This is a genomic window from Lactiplantibacillus brownii, assembly GCF_031085375.1.
Classification (GTDB): Bacteria; Bacillota; Bacilli; order Lactobacillales; family Lactobacillaceae; genus Lactiplantibacillus; species Lactiplantibacillus brownii.
In genome coordinates, this window is sequence record NZ_JAVCWF010000001.1 from 1,853,853 (window position 1) to 1,877,041 (window position 23,189).

The following is a 23,189-nucleotide window of genomic DNA, read 5'->3' on the forward strand; positions in this document are numbered from 1 at the left end:
TACTGGCAACCAAGAACCCGCTAAACAACACGCCTATGCTTCCACGTATTGATCTAAAGTTTTCATAATTTGTTCTTTTGAGTGATAGCCGACCAAAGTATCGACCACTTCACCATTTTTTTTAACTAATAAAGTTGGAATACTCATGATACCGAAATTGCTGGCCGTTTCTGGGTTAGCATCCACGTCCATTTTGTTAAAGGTAACTTTATCGCCCATTTCGCCTGCTAATTGTTCAACAACAGGTGATTGCATCCGACAAGGACCACACCAAGTTGCCCAAAAATCAGTTAATGTCACGCCTTTTGCAGTATCCGTTTCAAAAGTCTTATCCGTAGTCGCTTCGACCATTTCAATCGGCCTCCTCATATTTTATCATTTACTAATAGTAAGTATATCAGTTACACAGAAAAGAACAACTAATTTGCCTACAATCTATTTAAAATTAACTTCGGTCGCACCGTTACCACCATGATTAGGCGCCGCAAAGTGGAATGACTTTACTTGACGGTTAGTCTTCAAGTATTCTGTGATTCCTTCACGCAACGCGCCAGTCCCTTTCCCATGCACGATTGTGACGGATGGGTAGCCAGCTAGGAGCGCCGCATCAATATAACGATCCACTTGCGTCATCGCGTCTTCATAGCGGACGCCACGCAGATCAAGATTAGGCGAAACATGACTGGCATTGGCTGACTGCACTGTGGCGCGTGCCCGTTTCGGTTCAGCTTCAGGCTTAACCTTTTCCAGATCGGCATCTTGAATCTTCATCTTCAAGATACCTAACTGAACTTCCCATTCATGGTTGCCCATTTTCTGTACCAGGACGCCCCGTTGGCCGTATGACTTCACGAGAACATCGTCGCCTTCATGGAAATCTTGTTTGGCCTTCTCATGTCGTAAAATACGATTTTTCTTCAACTTAGGTTGTTGTTCCAAAGCATTCAACGCACCTTTAGCATCGATCAACTCATTTTCCTTCACGTTGGTCGTTCCACTAGCGAGCTGTTTCTTGCGTAAATCGCTAATGATTGCATCTGCGGTCGTCTTGCTCTTTGTCACAATTTCGTTGGCTTGCACTTTAGCTTCTTCGATGAGTTGATCCTTGCGCTGCTGATAAGCATTGAATTCACTCTTCAATTCTTTGTGCAGCTTATCCGCGTGAGATAGGTCAGTTGTTAGTTGCAACTGTTCATCTTCAACTTGTTTGCGCTTAGCAACTAGGTCCGCAATCATCGCATTTAAGTCCTGACTATCGGTATCCGTCAATGAACGCGCTTGATCAACGATTGCTCGTGGAATGCCGAGTCGCTGAGCAATGTCTAAGGCATTACTACGACCGGGAATCCCGACCAATAAACGATACGTTGGTTTCAGCGTCGCTTCATCGAATTCCATGCTGGCGTTGATCGTATCTGGCCGATTGAACCCATACGCCTTCAATTCTGGATAGTGAGTCGTCGCCACAACTTGTGTACTTTTGGCCCCAATGGCATCTAAAATGGCAATTGCTAAAGCGGCCCCTTCTTGTGGATCGGTCCCGGCACCTAATTCGTCGACTAATACCAGGCTACGGTCATCGATGCGTGCCAGAAAGCTTTCAATATTTTCCATGTGTGACGAGAACGTACTTAAATTCTGTTCAATGGATTGTTCATCGCCAATATCGGCAAAAATCTCATCGTAAATGCCGATGCGACTGCCTTCATCAACGGGGATAAATAGGCCAGATTGCCCCATTAATTGGAGTAACCCAAGCGTTTTTAACGTAATCGTCTTCCCACCAGTGTTTGGCCCGGTGATGACGATAGCCTGATAGTCGGTCCCCAAGGTGATGTCATTGGCGACCACTTTCTTGGGATCAATCAGCGGATGCCGAGCTTGCCGCAAGAAGACTTCGTTCTTCGTTGAAACAGTAGGTTCGGTTGCTTTCATATCATGAGCATAACGAGCCTTCGCGTTGATGAAGTCAAAATGGCCCAGCGTCGCCGCATTTTGCAGAATTTCGTCTTGATACGGTGCAATCAAGTTAGAGAGTTCTTCCAAAATCCGCTGTTCTTCTTGTTTCTCCGCCACTTGATTCTGACGAAGCCGGTCATTTAGCGCCATCACTGCTTGTGGTTCAATAAATAGCGTTTGACCACTGGCACTTTGATCATGCACAATCCCACCAAAACGACTGCGATTCTCTGCTTTCACAGGAATGACATATCGATCGTTTCGAATGGTGATGATTGGATCACTCAGGTACTTGGAATCTTTTCCCCGGGTATATTGTTCCATCTTCGAGCGAATCTCGCCTTCGGTTTTGCTGATGTGGCTCCGAATACTACTTAGTTCGGGTGACGCATCATCCGTGATGTGGCCGTCCCCTTCGATCGCTGTCGCCAAGCGCTTGGTTACCTCAGGAAGTGTCACCAGTTCTTGGACTTCATCAAATAAATGCCGAATCCCATTTTCCGGGGAATCTTCTAAGAGGTCTTCAAAGAAACGCGTAATTGCACGGGTAGTCTTCAAAACCCGACCGACTTGACCAAGTTCACTACCATTTAAAGTGGCACCGATTGCGAGTCGCTTCATATGCGGCGCAATATCTGCCAGCCGAGCAATCGGAATGCCGCCCTTTAACCGGTAAACTTCGGCACCATCGTTGGTTTCATCTAAGGCATATTGGACCTTAGCCAACTCGCTCAGTGGCTGTAATGCGGCGAGTTCTTTTTGACCCGCTGCAGACACCAAATAAGGTGCCAGTTGTTGTTTAACTTGTTGGTACTCTAAGGTGGTGAGTACTTTAGGATTCATCGTATTCCTCCTTGGATCGGCTCATGTCCGCCGCAAAAAAAAGATGATGCAGTTATGCTTTGGCATCATCCGGTTGCATCTTCAATAATTCTGCTTGTTTATCCACTTGATCTGAAATCGCATTGAATGCGAGTAATGTCGCAATCTCTTGGTCTGACAGATCTGGGGCTAATTTCTTAAGTTGTTCAATTTGTTCATTCATCATCCGCGTCACGGTTTCCATGTGACGGTCGGATGCACTACCGATGATCGTGTAAGTGTGACCATCAATCTCCGCTTTGAAGCGGCGCTTGCTTGTAGCCATCATAACCCAGCTCCCTCGTGTTCAGTAACATGACTTATTTTAGCATGATTGCTGGTTTTATGCGACTTTTAGGGTGCGCGTGTAATTTTCTTTAATTAAGCATTTTATAATTATCAATAAATTAAGGTTAACCATTTTTAATAGCCACCGTGTTCGCACGCGCTTATTCGTAATCAAGAGTATGTCACACTATTGAAATATTTTCTGACACGCTATTTAACCATTTTCCGCTCTGCTTCTACTCTTTTTATTTTTTTAAGTAGCTCCCCCACACCTCTGATATAGTGGCTATAAATTAATAACACCAAAAATGGCAGTATTATTGCTAGGAGGGTACCGTCTGTGTTAAATATGGCACGTACTGGAATTCGCACATGGTCAAACAGAGTAGTGAATAGTGAAGATAAACTGACTAAACTTAGTCCCGATCTTACCGAAAACGAGATAGAAGACACCTTTTTTAAGGTTCTTTCAAAAAAATAAAGATTATCCGAAGACAGTCCTCTTATAAATCTAAAGTCATTCAAATCATCCTGTCGGCTTTTGTGTAGACGCTGAAAATGTAAGAATACTAGAAATGCAAAAATATTTTCATCCATTAAGTTCAAAGTCTGTTCAGTATTTCTAAAGAGCTCAACATAAGGTGTATCACTGATTTTCTTTCCCGAAATAACGAATACGATGCTATCCATAAACTCACCATTTATAACCCAAAAGAGGGCCAAAATTGTAAATGCGGCCCCAAGAATAACTAGATAAGTTCCCAAAAGACCAGGTACCACTGCCTTACATGCTACTTTGAATGCTTGAAAATTCTCATTTGTAAATAATACGTTTTGCTGAGCAATTTGCTGGACTAAATAGTCCAGCAATAGACTGAGAAAGATTGACGGAAAATGGATAATACTAAGTCCAATAAAGCTTAATGACAGCACAGTTGATTTATTTCTAGTTGCAAAAAACAATATTCCAGAGATGAATATCATATTAAATAACATCAACATACGCATACCAAAACCAGAACTAATACCAACTTCTGAAAAAAATAAGGATAACACTATCATTAAGACAAACGCTGCAACTCCTGTAAAACACATAATTCTCAAAAAGTCCGGAGAAATAATATCTTTTAAAAAATTCGATATTTGCCGTTTGAAGGTATAATTCTTCATTTGATTATTATCTGCACTTTCCAATAAAAAGCCTCCATCATAAATTTGTCTATGAATCCTGCTAACAAAGGATAATCGATATGACTCACTACTTTAATATGTATAATTTAGTGGTGTTTAGCCAAAAGCAATTTTCCAATAAAGATATTGATTATTTTATACCGATGCTTTTTTAACACATAAACATCCTACACACCAAATACTATATAATTGTATTTTTTACTTTCACTAACAATTTTTGTATTAGGATTTTTACATATTTGAACTCATCACTTTTACTTGTACATATTCCAAATAATAATAAAACTGTCAATTCGAGAGCCATAGTATCTAGTATCAACATTGGCAATCCTGCAGATACTGCTGCTAACCCTAATTTGCCTACGATTACAATCACAATGAGTGTGAATGCCTCATACATAAAATACTTACAAAAATATCGCTTCAGCGGCAACTTCAGCCCATCATGAAAAACAATATATGGTTCCCAGAAAACATTTATCAAAATATTACTGCCCAAAGTTCCAATAACGACACCTAAAACACCCATCTGTCCCACTGAAACAAATAGAAGTGACAATCCAAGGTTAATCCCGGCTTCAATTAATGACTTCCACCTCAAGGACCAATACAATCCCATCCCAGCAATGAAATTTTGAACGACGTAACGAGCTTGATTGATGGAGTAATTCAGTACGATCACAATCATCACAACTTCTGGCAATAAATAATTTTTCCCTGCCCAAACATTGATAAAACCACTGAATGCAAAAGCTAAACCAGTTGAAACAAATAAGTTGACGATTGCGTTGATGTACATTAATCGATATAAGACTTTCTCTTGCCGTTCCGGCGTTGCTGTTGCGTGAAGATTACCAATGCTACTTACGAAGGAACCAATGACCTGCGAAAAAAGGCTATTCATACTCTGAATAACCAACATATAGTTAGAATACTTAGCCACCGCTGTTAACCCAATAAACATCGAAAGAATTAGGTTATCAGTCCCAAAAACGACAATTGTGCCAATTTTGCTTGAAATCGCGCCAACAACATTCTTTTTAATCTGTCGGATGGCTTGTCGATCCATCACATACTTTTCTTTTTGAGCTTCTCGTCGAAAAATGGCCGGATATCGTTTCTGCACCATGCGTGATAATTGCCAGTTTGCCATCAACGTTGCGACCAACTGAATAACTAAGAAACCAGCAAACGATTGCCAAACCATGATAACCACAACCTGACTAATCTGCTGGATCGCCTTAAAGCTAAAATCATTAAGTGAATTTAAGTACTCTTCTTGCGTTGAAATCAAAAAAGAGCGTTTATGCGCACTAAAATAAGTCATGATTGTACTTGCTAGGTACAACAAAAACCACATGGCTAACTGTGTCTGACTAAATACTGGATTCTTAATAAAAGTATAAATCCATGGCGACATGAGTACCCCAACGACCGTTGTCACGCCAATAATAACAAGATAAGTCTTCCGATAAAAATCGACCAGCACCCGCAACTTTGGCATATTATTCTCTGCAATTGGTTGATACAACGCGACCGTAATCGCAGTGCCAATTCCCAAATCCGCAAAACTCAAGAAACTTATAACGTTAGCAAATAAACCATTCAGGCCTAAATAATTCTGCGACAATTCATGGATAAAAGCTGTTTGAACTAAAAATTTTAATACTAGTCCTACGATTTGAGTGACAAACATTGTCGTTGCATTTAATGAAGCGGCTTTAGTTCGATTCAGTCCTTTATTCATTGTTAGTCTACTCATTTCATTTAATTAACCCATAGCTGACCTATAAAACACGTTCAACGATTGAATTGATATAATCAGCATCAATTTTGCCGGGAACATATTTCTCAGTCGCGGATTCATTGACATACTTGCCGGCAATCACAATCTTTTCGGTTGCATGCCGCAAGAACCACTCATACTCAATATCTAGGTGGCCAATATCAATTGATTGAATGCCAAATTTTTGTGTTATTCTGCCTGCCAGTACAGTCGCACTCGGTCCTAATGCAATTAAGATCAGTAGGTCTTCAGTCCGAACTTCTCTTAGATAACGCTCAATTGCCCGTAGAATACCATCGAGACTTTCAAAAGCATTAGTTGCAGGTGCCAAAATGCGGTCAATGCTACGCGCATTATTCAATAAATCATTACCCATTCCAAAGCGGGTCAACGTGCCCTCTACCATGAGTACAGGGCGTTTGTCCCATAATCCTCGCACTTGCTCAAATCGTTGTTTTGCTACCGAATATGTAATATTTTGATCACGATACGGCCTTGTAAAAAAAGCATCCCCGTACACATAGTTATGATTTAAATAACCATAATATTGCGGTAAAAAGCGGCCTACTTCACGTATCCAAAATACCTTACCTGAAAATTTTAAGGTCATTTGACGATGATAGACAGTCGGTAAGCAAATCAATAAATTAGACTGATTAGACTTGAGCAAACTTTTCAGTGCTATTGCTAAATTCTGTGAATTAACCTCAAAAGTCCCACCCTGATCTACTTGTAGCATTAAGCGTAATTCACCATCACCAAAACGCGCAACGGATAACCGTTCATTGATAATCTTTCCGATAGTCGTCTCAAAATCATCAACTACCACCGGATAAGCTTTCAAATTATGTTGAAAGATCAGTGACCACCTAAAAAAATTAAAGACACTATGCAACAATGTTTTTTGTTTACTAACCCATTTCAAATCATCACCCACTTACACTTTCGTCAACGGTTTTTCTTAATTCACATTCTGAACACTTAACCGTAGTTTGCTGCAACCCAAACCCACCAGCCATGATGGCGGCAAACGGCACAATTGCTTGTGGCGTAAATGTATTTAATTGGAACAGTGCAGTTCCAAACAAGATTAATGGCAATAAGACGACCACAGAGAAGTAGGGATGATTTAGTTGCTGCTTCATACTGGCCCAATCAATCAAGCGTCGTGTAATACTATAAAACACCAAGCCCAGCACTATCATGCCTTGAATTCCCATCTGATAGCCTATACTCATTAACGCTGATTCTGCCCCAGTATCAAAGCTAGTATCACCTAAAGTATTGAAGCCTCCCCGACCAATACCATATCCGAGGGGATTGCTGAGAATCGTTTGCCAAGTATTCTGAATTGTCGTGAAATGAGCTGCTGCTGGTCCGGCATAATTTTCCGAATAAAAACGTGAAAATACTGCAAACACACTAATGGTAATCAAAATTGTTCCCCAAATTTTCCCAGAAGATATATTGTTTCCGAGTAAACGCATCATCATTATGGCAAATAACACGGCTGCAGCAATTAACATGCCACCCTTCCCACCAGTCAACAACAAGGCAATTCCCATGATGGCAACCATTGAGACTCGCCAAAGTTGATTTCTGGTCCAAGGCAAAATAGCCGCGCCAATTGTTTGAGCTGAGAAAAAGTAGCTCAGTGTAACGGGCTCATAGTATAGTCCACCCATTCGAATCATATGAACATTAAAAATGTCAGTACTAAATCGCCCTGGCAGACCAGTTAATCCTTCACCGACGTTACCTTTAGCGGCATAAACGTTGGCAATTCCCAACTGAGAATATAATTCAAAGCCTCCAAGAAGTAATATCACACCAGCTACCAGCATCACCACACCTAGTAAGATAAATAAACGACTAAAAGTATCAAAGTTAGCTTTCTCTTGACCACAACTCGTAAATAACTCAAATGCCAAAAAGAACGTAATCATGTTTCTAACCTGGACCAAAACATCATTGAGTGAGCCACTTTTAAAGGCCGAAAAAAGTATGGCTAAGCTTAGGAAAAGCATGACAATATATGTTTGATTGAATTTTAGCCGACTTTGCATTAATAAAAAGAGATAAGCACTAATCAAAAAGACGAATGGAATCTGCGTCATGATACTCAATCCGACTGTCTCACCACCCAATCGTCCCCAAACACCGATAACTAAATTTTGAAAACAAAATGCCATGATCATCGTGATGATGACATAAGCCAGTTTGTATTTGATCCGAGTTAAGTAATATGCTGCCAGCACAGCACCTAATATTCCGATAGCCCAAATTCCTAAATAAACTGACAAATAGAATGTGCCATAAAAGATAACATTCGCAAGTATGAAAAATAGCGGTACACCCTGTTTACTCTCAATTAACAAGTCTTAACTCCTCTTTTAAAGTTCCTGAACTAAGTGGCCAGTTATACTGACTTCTGAAATTTCCCACAAATCTGTCTACTAATCCGTTGAATCCATATTAAAATACCCCGAATTTTCAACATTATAAACGAAAACATTGTCCCACGCATGCATTTTACTAGCCAAAGATCTAGTCGATTCAATACTAATGGCAAACTATTAGCGTTTAATTTGATTAGCTTTCCAAATTTTGTCAATAATTGGCGATTTTCTTTTAACTGTTGATACGACATCCGCATCAACAAAAATAATTGAATTTTGATTAATCTAACCGCAAATAAAGCTTCGAATTGCGGATTATTTGAGACAATTTTAGTAGCCAACTTTTCGAATGTTTCAATTGCTAGTAAATCATTTGGCTTAAAGGTTGACCGAATCGTACCAGCAGGATTGAAACGATAATAATACACAACTTGATTGTCAAAATAGGCTGACTGAACTTTGTCGAGTAATTCTAGAATTAGCAATGAGTCTTCCATATACGTAAATGTGGCTATTTCATTATGTGCCAGGATTGATTCTGTTCGGAACAACTTATTCCATAGAAAACCCTTGAAGCGTTTGTCCAAGCACCATTCTGTATATAGTTCTGTTTGAGCCATAGTCAGCGTTTGTGGGACAAAATTTTGATGGTAAGCGAGATTAATATCCGCCAAAAACTCCGCGTAATTGACACAAACCATCTCAACATGATGCCGTTGCATAGCCGTGACCATCACTTCAAGCCATTGAGGTGCGACAATATCATCACTATCCATAAAAGTCAGATACTCACCAGTCGCACTTTGAATGCCAAGGTGACGCGCATAGCCTTGACCGTGATTAGTAATTGTCAGTACTTTAAATCGTTTATCCTGATCAATAAGCTCAGAAATCAGCGTTGACGACTTGTCTGTCGAGCCATCATTCACAAGAATAACTTCAAACGTTTGGTAAGTTTGTGCCATTAAACTGTGTAAGGCAATTTCAATATATTTTTCAGCATTATAAACCGGCATAATTACTGAAACGAGCTCTTTTTCCAAATCAGCTTTCTCCATTCTTAAATAATCGCTAGTCTGAAGCTCTTCCCAAGATTCGTCGCTTCAATGCTTCATAAGTTCCCTCACCAAATAGTTGATTAATCTGTCGATGAGCTTTGATTTTAAGACGAGTCACCCTTTTAGCTAACCATGCCTGTGATTTCCAACTCGCATCATAATGATGAATTGCAATCGTCTTAGACGTCAGTTGAACCTTACCAGACTCCAAACTTTTAGGATCTAAATATTCGGTTGCATACACGATTACTTGACCTTCGGCTAAACATTGAGTCTCATCACTCATCAGTAATCCCCATGTTCTAAATACTGGTAAGTTACGTTCAACACAAGTTTCAAAGCCTTTAGACCCATTATCATTTTTGACCAAGTATGATTTTCGTAACTCATAAATTAAACGAGATTGTGGTTCCGCGCCAAATCCTAAGCCTGTATTCACCCTTCCGGCAGCTTCCATACCAAAAAAGGCTTGGTAGTGTTTTAACAGATCAAGCGGCTTAAGGAGCTCAACATCGGTATCTAAATACACGCCACCATAACGATAAATCACATCTAATCTAACAAAGTCCGAAACAAACGCATATTTACCACTGTCATAAGCAGTTTTCAAAAATGGGTTCTGATTAACATCGATGTTCGTTTCATCCCAACGCTTTAGCTCATATTCCGGGCAGAACTTTTGCCAAGAAGCCAGACACTTTAATACCTTAGGCGGCAACGGTTGCTGACCAAACCAACAATAGTGAATAATTTTAGGAATCATTGTGGCTCCTTCACTAGGGGATAAGTTTTAGTATTTTCATTTGAGCAGCTAAGCCATTCACAAATTCACGATTATGTGAGGTTGGAATGCGAGAAGCCCCTTTACTTGTTGCCAAGACTGAACCCAGTTGTTTAATATCAGTGACCATTTCCAGATCATAACCTGAGTCGATGACCCGTTTGGTAAACGTTAATTGATGATCATTGACATGTTCATTAAACTTTTTCAAACGGGGAACAACAATGGTTCTCTTTCCTAAGGACAGTGCATTCATGAACGTTGCTGGCCCACCATGACAAATAATAGTATCCGCGGTTCGCATTTTTTGATCCATCTCGCTATAACTGAGAAAATCAGTATAAGGACAGTGGTCTGGCTGATGAGTCGTATAGCCGAGCTGAATGAATACCTCTTCCGTAATGGCACCTGCTGCCACTAACTCATCTATACCCGCTATCAGTCGTTTAAATGATTGTTCATGTGTTCCCACCGTCACAAAAATCATCAGAAAATTCCTCCTAAATAGATGGCCTTAGGGTAAACTTTCTTCATCTCTTCCCATTGAACAATCAAGAGGCTCGAAACCGGGTAAACTAATCTGCCGGTTAATGTTGGTTGATCAATGCGATCAAAAACTTCTAAGTAGATCGTTTTGATTCCCATTAACTTGCCAATGTAGAAAAACGGTACAGCTACAGCCGCACCAGTTGAAATAATGACGTCTGGTCGTTCTTTTCTCAAAATGCGAATGGCTAACCAGGTATTTTTAATCAAATTTTTAAGGTTTCGATTCGTCGGAAAATAACAATTGTAGCGTTTTTCATCTTTCAGGATACTGGCAGCATCTTCTTTATTGAAAGTGACCCAAAAACGTTCCTGATCTTCCCAAAGTTGTTTTAATAAATATAAATGTGCTAAATGTCCCCCACTTGATCCTACTAAACAAACCTTCATCTTTTACCTCCAACTAATTGATTGTTTCTGTATAACCCACCACTATCGTTCGATATTGTTAAATTCCAGTTGGCCTAATAAAGACTAATAACGTTCGCAGTAGTATCCATGAATCTAATGATAAAGACCGTCTCTGGATGTACTGTAAATCTAGCAACACCATTTCTTCGAAGCCAACTTGATTACGACTGGTTGCTTGCCATAGCCCGGTACATCCGGGCTTTACAGTCAATCGTCGCAACTGATCGGTTGTATATTTTTGAGTTTCTCGCGGCAACGGTGGCCGTGGTCCAACCAAACTCATACTTCCCAAAATGACATTCAATAATTGTGGCAATTCATCCAAACTATATCTACGTAAAAATTTGCCCACACGTGTAATTCTGGGATCTTCTTTCATTTTAAACATGGCACCAGTAACTTCATTCTTAGCGTGTAACTTCTCCAATTGTGCGTCGGCATCTGACACCATTGATCGAAACTTAAACATTCTAAAGGGTACTTGCTGCTTGCCTAATCGAATTTGTGAATAAAAAATCCGACCTCGCGGAGCTTCTACTTTTATGGCTAAAGCAATTAAACCTAGTAAGGGCATTAGCACAATAATACCGATCACGCTGAGGGTGAGATCACACAACCGTTTCATAAATTCATAGTGTTTAGCTACATCCTGGTTAGAAAAGTCACCCTTAACCATGCGAGTTTCATTCAATTTCACAGGAATCCCCTCGTTCCTATTGATAGTTATTACTTTTAGAACAGATGAAACTTGTGTTGTTGGTGTGGTAAGACAACTCGTTTCAAATCAATCAACTCACCATTTAAAATATGCTGCGCATTCGCCTTGAACCTTTTCGGATAGTCATCATGCATTTTTGCTAGCACATCGTAGGCTGCAGAAAGTGCAAAATCACGTTTAGGCAAGACGTGAGCATCAGATGCGACGATTTGTACCAAACCACATTTAACAAATTCTTTGGCCGTACGCTGGACCTGCTTCCCAAAAGTACCCACTAGACTCGTTGCAGTAACTTGTGCTAAACATCCCTGCTGAATCAAGTCGTACAATTTTTCAGGTTTAGCCAAAATCTGAGCATTACGTTCTGGATGCGCAATCATCGCGACAATACCTTGACAAGCCAATTGGTAAATCACTTCTTCTAGATAATTGGGAACCATCTCATGCGGTAACTCTAATAAGACATAACGTTTAGCACTGTCCATTCCTAACAGGTCATCTAAATGTTCCAGTAAGTGTCCATTCAAATGAACCTCCTGTCCAGGAAATACTTGCAGGTCGATTTTTCTCGCTACCAACTCGTGCTGAAACATTGTAACGGCTTGTTCGATATTTTGCCGATGATTCACATAATTTCGATCCATATGGTGAGGGGTAGCTAAGATATATTTAACCCCATCTGCCACGGCAGCCTGTGCCAAACTAATTGAGGTTGTGAGTGATGGTGACCCATCGTCAATTCCTGGTAAAATATGACAATGTAAATCGACCAGATTATCGTTCTTCATCACTGTAATAACCGTTGCTATAACCATAGTAACCATTATGATGACCATCAGAAACATCGTTCAAGACCACACCAAGAATTGTGGCATGGGAACGTTTTAGTGCTTTGACGGCCTCTTTCACAGCAGCTTTTTGTGCAACATTTTCACGGACGACTAAAACTGTCCCATCGACCTTGTTGGCCAATAATTGTGAGTCGGTTACCGGTAAAATTGGTGGCGCATCAATAATGACCAAATCAAATTGACGTGTCTCTGAGTTTAAAAATTCGTCCATCATTTTCCCACCTAACAGTTCTGCCGGATTAGGTGGCTTGGGGCCACTTGTCATCACAACTAGATTATCAACCGTTTGGTGGTGAATAGCCTCATTAATGTTCCTCGTCTGTCGACCTAAACATGAGCTCAGTCCAACCCGATTCGTTAAACCAAACGTTTTATGAATAGTTGGTCGTCGTAAATCTGCATCAACCAATAAGACATTTAGCCCTTCATTTGCATATTCAACGGCTAAATTTCCGCTAATAGTCGACTTTCCCTCCCCCAAGGTAGCCGAAGTCACCATTATCGTCCGTAACTTATGATCCGTGGCGGCAAAATTAATATTCGTTCGGATCGTTTTGATTTGTTCAGTTATTACTGATGACGGATCTACAATCGTGGTCAACTTCACAGCCGAAGTTAACGTCGTCCCACTCCTCTTAAACATAGCAGTTCTCCCTCGTATACTAAACACGTTTATTAGCAACTCTTGTCTTTTGATTTCCAGTATTGTACATAGTCTTATTTGTTAATTTTTCAACCTGCTGACTAACATGATGTTGATGCTGATGATTAACCTGCCCAAGCACCGGTAAAGCTAATTCACTTGTCAAGTATTCTAAACCTTGTACTCGGCGATCCGTTAACGTCCGCACAATGGCATAAACAAATCCAAATAACAATCCTGCAATCAGACCAACGACTAAATTGAGAACCTTCTTTGGTGATACTGGTAGCTTAGCTGGTAAGGCTGGTGAAACAATCGTGACATTGTTAACTTTAATTATTTCTTTGACCTTAACTTTAAAATCCTTGGCAATTTGGTTCGCAATTCTCGCACTTTGATTCCGGTTAGGGTTCATTACATTAATCGAGAACACCTGTGAATTTTGAGTATTGGTCACAGTGACCGCCTTTTGTAACTCATCCAAAGTATAGGTATAACCATAAGATTCTTTCAGATTATCGATAACTGGATTTAAGATGACCGGATTCGTAATCAATTCTTTATACGTAGTGATCATTTGCACATCAGCTTGTTGGTTATTATATTGTGTCGCAGCATCATTACTATGACGACTGACCAAAATTTGGACACCTGACTCATACTGCGGCTTCATCAATCTAAACGTAATAAAACTTGCGACCAAGATACCAGCCAGTGTGCAAATAATAATTGCACGCCAATACTGACGGACTAACTTAACAAAAAAATCTAAATTTACAGCTTGATCCATTATTCACTCTCCATCTAAGATTTGACACTTACTGATGTAAATCCATTATTTTGTTTTCATTTTCTTTTTATACTAAACCAAATTTACTCAGCTCTGTCAATCCAGCAATCAGCACGGTTCTAACGAATCTCTTATATCAAAGTCGAACGTTTGTTTTCAAATAAAACATCTCAAATTACATAAAATTTTCGAACATTCAAGTTTTTTCATTATTTAAAAACTATTTTTTTAGCTAACAATATGAAAATAATTGTGACGTGATTGTCATTAACACTGAAACTTCAGACAATTGTGAAAATTATCCGATTTACTTAACCTATTTTTTAAAATAACAATACCATTCCAGAAAATAATTATTGTCTTTGTTATCAAAACGAATCTATTTATACTAAACATAAACAGCTATTCCTAAATGCTGGTCTGTTAAATTGAAAAATATTTTTATTAAAAAAAGACAATGCCTTAACGACATCATCCTTATATGGCAGTTCTCTATTCCATTTAGCGTTTAACGGGAACCCCAACTAGTCACAAATTTGTTCACGTGATAGCCAATTGTTTCACGGCCAATCATGACTAATTTCAACTGGGGACATTTTCTAAAAAGCTGAGCTCGTCCATAATCGCACACTATAAAACCTACAAACATCCCAACACTTGCCATAATAATGATCAAGTAACCAACCATGACATTTTGAACTCGAATGAAGGTAAACGCCGAATGAGTGACGAATCCATAGAATGCATGATTTGAATCAATCAAATATACCGAAAATGTCAATGGTGTAAATCGTGCTAAGCACTTTTGTAGTCTCACACTTTTCACCCTAATTCTGGTAAATAGTATGACTATCGCAATCGATTCGATCACAACCATCGGCGAGTTATATGCCAACCAAATATCACTGTGTCCAATAAACTTAATCGAAATTGCTTCACCAAATAACGAAATTAGCGTCATCCCAATAAATATTAGCATCAATTGTCGGCTGCTCACTCGTTTGACATTGTGTGTCGTAATTTTCAAATATGCCCCAACCAAGTACATCACTATTAGCCAGAATGCTGAATACCCGTCTTGTACAAAAAAGTGTCCTAGCATTCCCGATGTCATTGTAAACAATAGTAATGCGGCAATGATCCGTTCTAATTGCTTTTGTGTTAGGCGCTTTATTCCTGCATTGATAAATGGTAATAACAAACAAAGCGCGATATACGCATTAAAATACCAATATCTTCCCAGAATGACTGGGAAAAATGACTTGATAAAGCTTATTGTGCCTCCAATGCTTGGTCAAAATCATCACAATCCTCGTAGTGACAACGGACCAAAATAAAACAATTTTCCATAAATGAACTAATCGTCGAAACTTTATCGGTCGATTAACAATCAAATAACCTGATATCAATGCAAAGACATTAACACCAACAATAGCAACGTTTTCAAGCCACCAGTACGTTAAATTATTGAAGCTCAACGTGGCTCTTGAAAGAGCACCCCCATTCAGCAAATTATGTAAAATCACCACCATCAACATTGAAGCCCACTTTGCCAAATCAATCCCGTAATTTCTGCCCGTCTCGTCTCTCCCAAAATATACGATGTCAAATCATCTTTTCTTAAGTTAGCAATTTTTAACCTTTAGCAACTCGTTGAAACTAGTACAATTGGCTTAATAACCGCCAATGTTCAAATTGATTATTCTTAATTGCGCTAATTAAGTCTTTCTCCAATTTAGAATATTCCACTTTTACATTTTCTGATAGAATATTGTTCAAATAAAGCTGTACCAGACCGAATAACCCAAATTGAACTTCTTCACTTAGATACGCCATACGTCTCACCAACATATTCGTCAATTGAAAAATATAATAGTGAATCAACTCATCTGTCATAACTATATTTAACCGTTTTTGTTCCGACATTAGCCATTCCAAAATGTACAGTGTCTCGATATTCACTAATTTCCTAGCACTTCGCTTGGTGAACCCCAACTGATTTGACCGATACTTTACTAAAACCTCATGTCGCACCGAACTTTTTTCAACAAGTGGTATCGTCAAAAATGGAATTATCGTATCTTCAAAGTTCAATTTTTCCGGAAACCTAACCTCTTACCATAAAGATGACTTATATATCTTCCCCCATGCGTATCCATGTACTGTCTTCAGTAACGAACCGTTATCAGGTTGTACTACCACATCTTGTGCTTCATCATCATTGAAATTTTGATAATCAAAGCTGATTAAGTCGAGCCTTTCTGCCATTGCTGTGCTTAGTCCTAATTGCAATATGTCCATGTCAATAATGTCATCGGAATCAAGAAACGTCAGATACTTTCCTCGAGAGATTTCAATTCCATGGTTTCTTGCCGCCGAAATCCCACGATTTGGTTGAAATACTACCCTCAATGATGTATACCTTTGTTGCCAGCTTTCTAGCACACGTCTAAACGGTTCATCTGATCCGTCATCAACTATTATCACCTCAATCGAATCCTCAAGATAATCTAACTTTAAACTCTTTAGACACTGATCAATATACTTGTGAGTATCGTACGTTGGAATGATTATTGATAAATCTTTTTCCCGATTAGGATTGTAGCTAATATAGTGATTTTTAACTGTTTTCTGTGCGTAATTTCTTTTTAATACGGTTATATATTCAGAATAATCAATTCCTGAGCGTTCTCTTTTTAATAGGCAACTTCCCTTTATTTTGGCGATGTAGCCTAACATTAAAGCTTTTTCAAGTTTCTTTACAAATACAGTATTTGGTAAATAATTTGCTACTGTCGCATGAATACGTGTTTCTAAAATCTTCCCCATATCTATACCTCAACAATTTTTTTGCGTTAACGAGACGTGCTTATATTTATTCCTGTCTCGAACATTATTAAAAATAAACGCACCCACGATAATAAAATAACGATGCTAAATCAAATCACTATTGGTATCCTACAATCTAAAACCACATTATTTCAGCTAATTATAAAATTTTGCATACAAATCTGTCTCTTTGATAGCCATATAATTACCGGTATGAACACCGTAAGCATTGTAAAAAAGTGATAATCATCAAATTAAAAGCTATTATATCTTAAAGCGTTTTACAAATCTTAATATCATGCATATTACACGATCCTCAATTTTTCTAACAAATATAGGTAGCCGATACATTTCGGAAGTGTACAATATGCATTAATAAAATTGATATCACTAACCCTTACGCCCCTGTCTGACACTTCACAACTACATGATCCACATATAAACCTAGAGATAGTTATAATAATGTTCTCTCAACCACTAACATTCCAAGTTTTAAAGATTAAACACAAATCTTGTTATAAGATTCCATCTAACAAATTCTGTATATCTACACCAATACATTAGCACAAATGCCACCGTCTCTTTTCGTATCCTCCTCTTATAAAAGCAATAAATCATGTGTAACCTATATTTTCTTGGTTAAATACACCAAAGTCAAGAAGTGTTCAATTAGAATACACATAATTACACTATTTCTGAATTTAAAATTATATAGTGTTCATATATTTAAACCACCGTCCTTATTTAGTAGTATAGTTATTTTAACAAATAACAAAAATTAGAAGGTACTCATAATGAATAACCAAAAAGTTATCAGTAATCTTAGCCTTGCAGTGCCAGGAATTGAATATATGACAAGTTGGGCAATCTATGACGTTGCCGATTGGAATAGCGTCAGAACAGAAACTGTAACAAAGAAAATGACAGACTTTGTCACACCATCCACTGAATTATCCACGCGACTAAACTTAGATGGCATGTTTGTCGGTTTAAACTGTTCAGAACGTGGTGTTAGTACCCAAAAGAGTTGGCAAAACTTCCATGATACCAGTAGTCGTTCACAAGATTATAAAATTCTTTACATGTTGGCAAATTCAAAATATCAAGGATCATATATGACTGATCTTTTCAAAAACATTCCAATCACAAAAAGTTCTACATTCGCCAAGAAAATCAAAACTGAAACATATCATGAACAAGTACAGAATAGCCTAGACATTTTTCAAAAAGAATATAACATTATTGACCCCAAAAAGATTTTTTGCTTTGGTGGCCTAGTTACTCGCCTTCTACGAAAAGAAATGAACAATGGAAACCTGACAATTAAAAACAATGTTGAAATTATTCAGCTATTACACTATGGTGCACGTAAGTCTAAAGGTGCTTTTAAGCAGGAGCAGCACAAACTTGTTTAGTTTTTATAAAGTTGGCATTTTATCATTTCTAAACCCAATTTATTCACGGAAAATAGTCCAGTGCCTTTGAGTACCACAACGTGGATTTTTTTATGTTTTGGTCTTCAATTCCGAGTAATGTTCTAGTATCATTATCCATGGATATAGTCGCTTTCTTTCTTCTTGAAATGTGGTGTGGATAGACAAAGCCTTGCGACTATGTCTTTTTTTATCCTCATTTACTGCTTACTTAGTAAGCACCTACGCTTTGTTTGATATCACCGATTACTTTCGGTTTTAGTTTGAAGTTCCATGGTAAATAAGCCTCTAAATCTGCCGAATTCGCAAATGTTGGAAGTTGTGGCATGTTTTTTAACAGATATACGAGATAAGCTGACGGATCAACGCTGTTGGCCTTGGCTGACTCAATTAAAGTCATCCAAATGGCATTGGCTTTAGCACCAGCTTGGCTAGTACTGAATAACCAATTTTTACGCCCGATGACCAAGGTCTTCATATTTCTTTCCGAGGCATTATTGCTCCAGTCAACGGAACCATTATTAATGATTTGATTTAACGTGGCCCGTTGGTTTCGAGCATAAACAACGGCCTTGCCTAGGCGACTCTTAGGTAAAACATCGATCGTATCGATCCAACACCAAAAACGTTTTAACAGTTTTCGTTGCTGACTGCGTCGACGTCGGCGGCGCACTCGTGGCGATAGATGCTGCCATTTACGCTCATTGCTAAACATCTTATTGAGCAATGCCAATGGCGGACTCATCTTAAAGCTTTTACCAGAATTGGCGGCGTCATAGAATTTTCGCCGGACATGAGCCCAACAACCAACCCTAATGACTGAATCATCTAAGATATTATAACCGGCATAACCATCGCATTGAAGGGTCCCCGTAAAACCGGCATAAAGTGATTCGGCGAAGCTACTGGCACGGCTGGTGCCATAAGCATAAAAGACGCCACGTTTTGCCTGTGCGTAACACTTCGCATCACCCACATATAGGATTCTGATTTGGCAGCTTTACCAGGTTCACGTAACACTTCGATTGGCGTTTCATCACCTTGCAGGCAGGGCTGTTGAACCAGTTGCTGACGCAACTGCTCATATAATGGCACCATAATTTGGCTGACCTTGATCACCCAATTGGCAATAGTTGTCTCACTTAGATCCACGCCGAGGCGCTTCCAATCTTGAAGTTGCCGATACAAAGGTACGCTCAGTTCGAACTTCTTATGTAATATTTCAGCTATTACTGAAACTGAGGCTAAACTATGTGGTATTAATGCTTTTGGTGCTTGTGATTGAATTAAATGAGCCAAGCCGTCAATCAATTCACATGATGGGCATTTGTATGTCATTGTGTAGATCTTTTCTCTGTACAGCTTGGCTGGCCGAAAGTGGAGTTCTTCACGGACAAATTTTTTGCCCACGGTAACTAAGCCGTGTCCGTTTGGACACAGCTTATCCGGCAAATCAATGACAGTCTCTTTGATGGGAACGTTTGGACTTACGACCGCTTGTCGTGTCCTTTTAACTTTCTTCGCTGGCTGTACTTGATCTGATTGGTTTTCTTGCCCAGTTTGCTCTGGTTCGGTAAAAACACGATTTTCTTCCTCAAATAAAGAGATTTGATTACCATCAATTTTCTCTGTCTTTTGGCCGAATAGTTTTTTGGTCAAGTAATCAATGATCTCCGCTTGTTCTTTTATTTGCGCTTTTAAACTAGTAATTTCTTCTTCTGACGTCATCATATAACCACTCATTCTACGTTTTCTTGTTATTGAGTTTATCATAACCTACCACTAACAGAAAGCGGTTTAATTTTATGAATGGTCGAATCTAGTGACCATCCTCCCAAAAGTCTTGATAATTGTAGATAGGTTAACTTTCGGACTTCATCTTGATTGATCGGCCACTGTAGTCGGCCGGCTTCAATCCGTTTGTAAAGTAATAGAAAACCATCTTTATCCCAATACAGCGCCTTGAATCGATCTTTGCGGGTACCACAAAATAGATATAAAGCCTGATTGTATGGATCTAATGCAAATTGTTCCTGTACGACAGTTGCTAGGCCATCAATTCCACGACGTAAGTCGGTCTTGCCACAAACAATATAAACTTGATTAATCTTTGCTGGATCAATGAGCATTATTGAACACCGCCTTTAAAACTGCATCAACAATGTAGCTGTTTGCCTTGTTGTAACTAATCACAGATTTATTGGAGTCAACTTTTAATTGAATTGCGCGACTAGGAACAACTGGAGTTGTTGCGAAGGTCTTCTGGGGCATTTTAACCTGAACGATAGTAAGCAGTAAATAAGATGACGTATTGAAACGCCCCCTCTGGTCACGTATTCTGTGACTAAAGAGGGCGTTGATTTATTAAATGCAGTTTGTCTGTACCTGTTCGGTCCATGGCAAATAGGCCTTCAGTTGCTCTTGATTATTGATCATTGGTAACTGAGGAATCTTATTGAGAAGGTATTCGATATATTTAGAAGGGTTAATCCCATTCATTTTTGCAGTTTCAATTAGGCTTAAAAACAAAGTGTTGGCGTGGGCGCCGGCTTGACTAGTGCTGAACAGCCAGTTTTTACGTCCCATAACTGCTATTTTGATATGTCTTTCGGCTGTATTATTACTTAACTCAATTTCTGGATCTTCCAAGAAATGCATCAAGTACGCTTGTTGCCCTAGGGCGTATCCAACAGCCCTACCAAGTCCCGACTTTTCTATTACGGGCGTCTTATTGAGCCAATCGAAGAATTCATCCACGATTGGTTTACTTTTACTTTGCCTAATTTCAAGCCGTTCCTGGAATGATTTTGTCTTAAGGTCCTGTTCAATCTTGAATAACCTGTTAATCATATCCAGTGCTACTTTGGCTTTGCCCACGACTTTATTTGGTGTCGGCCCTGTTTCAATGAATTTTCGGCGAACGTGTGCCCAACATCCTGAACGTTGGATTGTTCCAGGCAAGGTTCCATATGCTTGATAGCCATCACATTGCAGACTGCCAGTATAACTGTTGTATAATTTCTGTGCGACCGCACCACTACGGTGCGGATCGTACTTAAAATAAACAACAGGCTTTTTCGCATCCTGAATTGAACAAGCTAACCAAAGGTATGACATGGTTGTTGCTGATTTTCCTGGTTCATGCAATACCTTATAAGATGTCTCATCGCCATGGATATGTGTTTGTTTCATTAATTCATTCCGGCATAACTCATTGAGTGGTTGAAGCCATTCCGCAGCTTTAATTAGCCAATTGGCAATTGTAGGTGCTGAAAGGCTAAGACCCAACCGTTGCCAATCCTTAACTTGCCGATATCCGGGGACACTGAGTTCATACTTATTGTGAACGATTTCTGCTATAAGTGAAGAGGATGCCAAACTATGTGCAATGACCGGTGTGGGTGCTGGACTGCTTTTGTAGTATTGATTTGGTTCGTCGGAGTGCCGAATGCGGCTTGGACAACGATATGTATACTGAAAAGTCTGCTTTCTAAACAGTTTGGCAGGAATAAAGCAGACTTGTTCACGGACGAAACGATGGCCTACACATTGCATTTGAGCATGACAATGCGCACAAAATTTTTCGTCATCTGGGAGGTCTAGTTCTTCCAGTTCGACCGGAAGGTCTTCACTGACAGTTACTTGCCGTGATGATTTCTTTTTGCGCTGGTAGGTAATAGTTTCGGTTTCTTGGCCAGTTGTCTCTGGCTGTTCAAAAACACGACTATCTTTAACCTCGTTATTTTTAATAAAGTCATCGAAAATTGATAATTGTCCTGGATCATCGCTCTTTTCTGAGGACTTTCCAAAACATTTTTGAGTTAATAACTTGATTTGTTCTTCCATTAGTCGTATTTGTTTTCTTTGTTCCTGGATAATATCCCATGCTTCTTCTAATGTTAATGTATTTGGCATCGTTTTCACCTTCTTCCAATAAAGTGAATTGTACACGAATAACACCAAGATGACTAGGTGTTTTTAGCCTCTTGGTGTTATTAATATAAATTACCAATTTTCGCCGGCCGAACGGTCGACTCAATTGACATTCCCGATAAAAGCCACCGCAATTGTTTAGTGGTCAATTCCATAATATCTTCACGGCTTCGAGGCCATTGTAGGTGTCCGTTCTCAAAATGCTTGTACAGTAATAGAAAACCGTCGCCTTCCCAGTACAACGCTTTGAAGCGATCACGTCGAACACCACAAAACAAGAATAATGCCGGCGCAAAAGGATTTAAATCATATTCTTATTGAACGACCGCTGCCAAGCCGTCGATACCTTTACGTAAATCGGTTCTGCCACAAACAATGAAAACTTGAGACAAGTGCTCAAAATCAAGGACACTATCCATAATTTAAAATGGCTTTCAACAATGTGTCGAGCACCCGTGATTGAATGCCGTTGTAAATCTCTACAGTACAATCTTTACAATGTAACTGACAAATAACTTGCCTAGTTGAAGATGGCTTCGTAGATGACATTGTTGGCGTATCGCTCAGTGCAACTGGAATGATTCTTTCTGACATAAAAATTCCTCCATAACTTTGATAACCTAAGGATATCAAGAATATGGAGAACTTAAAATACGTCATCTTATTTACTGCTTACCGAACGATATCTTGTTTATCCATAATAAAAGCCTCA

25 protein-coding genes and 2 pseudogenes are annotated in these 23,189 nt (G+C 39.2%); 1 reads left to right on the forward strand and 26 read right to left on the reverse strand.

The genetic code is table 11. The annotated features are described in order from the left end of the window. Window positions 1-33 precede the first annotated feature (33 nt). From trxA to RA086_RS08880, 19 genes are all read right to left on the reverse strand, one after another. On the reverse strand, window positions 34-351 hold the full coding sequence (gene trxA, locus RA086_RS08800) for a thioredoxin (protein ID WP_308703434.1): 318 nt from the start codon (window positions 349-351) through the stop codon (window positions 34-36). A gap of 84 nt (window positions 352-435) precedes the next feature. After that, complete coding sequence (locus tag RA086_RS08805; protein ID WP_308703435.1) at window positions 436-2,802, reverse strand: endonuclease MutS2; 2,367 nt, start codon at window positions 2,800-2,802, stop codon at window positions 436-438. A 52-nt stretch (window positions 2,803-2,854) separates the two neighbouring features. Then, window positions 2,855-3,106 carry a cell division protein ZapA gene (zapA, locus tag RA086_RS08810; protein WP_308704445.1) on the reverse strand — a complete coding sequence of 84 codons (252 nt, stop codon included), beginning with the start codon at window positions 3,104-3,106 and terminating at the stop codon, window positions 2,855-2,857. A gap of 212 nt (window positions 3,107-3,318) precedes the next feature. Next, window positions 3,319-4,302: a hypothetical protein gene (locus RA086_RS08815; protein ID WP_308703436.1), complete on the reverse strand. Its 984-nt coding sequence runs from the start codon at window positions 4,300-4,302 to the stop codon at window positions 3,319-3,321. A 178-nt stretch (window positions 4,303-4,480) separates the two neighbouring features. After that, entirely contained in the window at window positions 4,481-6,046 is a 1,566-nt protein-coding gene (locus RA086_RS08820; RefSeq protein ID WP_308703437.1) for a lipopolysaccharide biosynthesis protein, read from the reverse strand. Window positions 6,047-6,086: 40 nt separating this feature from the next. Next, complete coding sequence (locus RA086_RS08825) at window positions 6,087-7,010, reverse strand: GT-D fold domain-containing glycosyltransferase (protein WP_308703438.1); 924 nt, start codon at window positions 7,008-7,010, stop codon at window positions 6,087-6,089. A 4-nt stretch (window positions 7,011-7,014) separates the two neighbouring features. Further along, a complete protein-coding gene (locus tag RA086_RS08830; RefSeq protein WP_308703439.1) occupies window positions 7,015-8,463 on the reverse strand; it encodes a hypothetical protein in 1,449 nt (482 codons plus the stop codon). Between the two features lie 41 nt (window positions 8,464-8,504). Further along, the gene (locus tag RA086_RS08835; RefSeq protein WP_308703440.1) at window positions 8,505-9,527 is read right to left on the reverse strand and encodes a glycosyltransferase family 2 protein; all 1,023 of its coding nucleotides are present in this window, start codon (window positions 9,525-9,527) and stop codon (window positions 8,505-8,507) included. 28 nt (window positions 9,528-9,555) lie between these two features. Then, window positions 9,556-10,305 (reverse strand): glycosyltransferase family 32 protein, encoded by a 750-nt coding sequence (locus tag RA086_RS08840; protein WP_308703441.1) that lies wholly within the window; start codon window positions 10,303-10,305, stop codon window positions 9,556-9,558. 13 nt (window positions 10,306-10,318) lie between these two features. Next, window positions 10,319-10,810: a glycosyltransferase gene (locus RA086_RS08845; RefSeq protein ID WP_308703442.1), complete on the reverse strand. Its 492-nt coding sequence runs from the start codon at window positions 10,808-10,810 to the stop codon at window positions 10,319-10,321. Then, entirely contained in the window at window positions 10,810-11,259 is a 450-nt protein-coding gene (gene pssD, locus RA086_RS08850; protein ID WP_308703443.1) for a PssD/Cps14F family polysaccharide biosynthesis glycosyltransferase, read from the reverse strand. Before pssD ends, RA086_RS08845 begins: the two co-directional genes overlap by 1 nt. A 58-nt stretch (window positions 11,260-11,317) precedes the next feature. Continuing rightward, window positions 11,318-11,983 carry a sugar transferase gene (locus RA086_RS08855; RefSeq protein ID WP_407659088.1) on the reverse strand — a complete coding sequence of 222 codons (666 nt, stop codon included), beginning with the start codon at window positions 11,981-11,983 and terminating at the stop codon, window positions 11,318-11,320. A gap of 29 nt (window positions 11,984-12,012) precedes the next feature. After that, window positions 12,013-12,786, reverse strand: a complete 774-nt coding sequence (locus tag RA086_RS08860; protein ID WP_308704447.1) for a tyrosine-protein phosphatase — start codon at window positions 12,784-12,786, stop codon at window positions 12,013-12,015. Continuing rightward, window positions 12,773-13,492 (reverse strand): CpsD/CapB family tyrosine-protein kinase, encoded by a 720-nt coding sequence (locus tag RA086_RS08865; RefSeq protein WP_308703444.1) that lies wholly within the window; start codon window positions 13,490-13,492, stop codon window positions 12,773-12,775. The genes RA086_RS08860 and RA086_RS08865 overlap by 14 nt, the downstream gene beginning before the upstream one ends. A gap of 19 nt (window positions 13,493-13,511) precedes the next feature. After that, window positions 13,512-14,282, reverse strand: coding sequence for a YveK family protein (locus RA086_RS08870; RefSeq protein WP_308703445.1), 771 nt, complete (start codon window positions 14,280-14,282; stop codon window positions 13,512-13,514). Window positions 14,283-14,790: 508 nt separating this feature from the next. Further along, window positions 14,791-15,570: an acyltransferase family protein gene (locus tag RA086_RS15955; protein WP_407659089.1), complete on the reverse strand. Its 780-nt coding sequence runs from the start codon at window positions 15,568-15,570 to the stop codon at window positions 14,791-14,793. Beyond that, on the reverse strand, window positions 15,503-15,886 hold the full coding sequence (locus RA086_RS15960; protein WP_407659090.1) for an acyltransferase family protein: 384 nt from the start codon (window positions 15,884-15,886) through the stop codon (window positions 15,503-15,505). The genes RA086_RS15955 and RA086_RS15960 overlap by 68 nt, the downstream gene beginning before the upstream one ends. Window positions 15,887-15,941: 55 nt before the next feature. Beyond that, the gene (locus RA086_RS08875) at window positions 15,942-16,118 is read right to left on the reverse strand and encodes a hypothetical protein (protein ID WP_308703446.1); all 177 of its coding nucleotides are present in this window, start codon (window positions 16,116-16,118) and stop codon (window positions 15,942-15,944) included. 279 nt (window positions 16,119-16,397) lie between these two features. Then, a complete protein-coding gene (locus RA086_RS08880; protein WP_308703447.1) occupies window positions 16,398-17,111 on the reverse strand; it encodes a glycosyltransferase in 714 nt (237 codons plus the stop codon). 794 nt (window positions 17,112-17,905) lie between these two features. Between RA086_RS08880 and RA086_RS08885 the strand changes: the two genes are divergently transcribed. Then, window positions 17,906-18,526: a hypothetical protein gene (locus tag RA086_RS08885; protein WP_308703448.1), complete on the forward strand. Its 621-nt coding sequence runs from the start codon at window positions 17,906-17,908 to the stop codon at window positions 18,524-18,526. Window positions 18,527-18,755: 229 nt separating this feature from the next. Here RA086_RS08885 and RA086_RS08890 read toward each other — a convergent pair whose 3' ends face one another. From RA086_RS08890 to RA086_RS08920, 7 genes and pseudogenes are all read right to left on the reverse strand, one after another. Then, window positions 18,756-18,944: a transposase domain-containing protein gene (locus RA086_RS08890; RefSeq protein WP_308704448.1), complete on the reverse strand. Its 189-nt coding sequence runs from the start codon at window positions 18,942-18,944 to the stop codon at window positions 18,756-18,758. After that, window positions 18,933-19,442, reverse strand: a pseudogene (locus tag RA086_RS08895) (IS66 family transposase); the annotation flags it as partial. The pseudogene RA086_RS08895 and the gene RA086_RS08890, both read right to left, overlap by 12 nt. Continuing rightward, window positions 19,373-20,317, reverse strand: a complete 945-nt coding sequence (locus RA086_RS08900; RefSeq protein WP_308703449.1) for an IS66 family transposase — start codon at window positions 20,315-20,317, stop codon at window positions 19,373-19,375. The gene RA086_RS08900 and the pseudogene RA086_RS08895, both read right to left, overlap by 70 nt. Beyond that, window positions 20,314-20,673 (reverse strand): IS66 family insertion sequence element accessory protein TnpB, encoded by a 360-nt coding sequence (gene tnpB / locus RA086_RS08905; RefSeq protein WP_308703450.1) that lies wholly within the window; start codon window positions 20,671-20,673, stop codon window positions 20,314-20,316. Before tnpB (RA086_RS08905) ends, RA086_RS08900 begins: the two co-directional genes overlap by 4 nt. A gap of 235 nt (window positions 20,674-20,908) precedes the next feature. Beyond that, window positions 20,909-22,459, reverse strand: a complete 1,551-nt coding sequence (tnpC, locus tag RA086_RS08910) for an IS66 family transposase (protein WP_308703451.1) — start codon at window positions 22,457-22,459, stop codon at window positions 20,909-20,911. 80 nt (window positions 22,460-22,539) lie between these two features. Further along, a pseudogene (gene tnpB, locus RA086_RS08915) lies at window positions 22,540-22,776 on the reverse strand (IS66 family insertion sequence element accessory protein TnpB); the annotation flags it as partial. 112 nt (window positions 22,777-22,888) lie between these two features. Next, a complete protein-coding gene (locus RA086_RS08920; RefSeq protein WP_308703452.1) occupies window positions 22,889-23,071 on the reverse strand; it encodes a hypothetical protein in 183 nt (60 codons plus the stop codon). Window positions 23,072-23,189 lie beyond the last annotated feature (118 nt).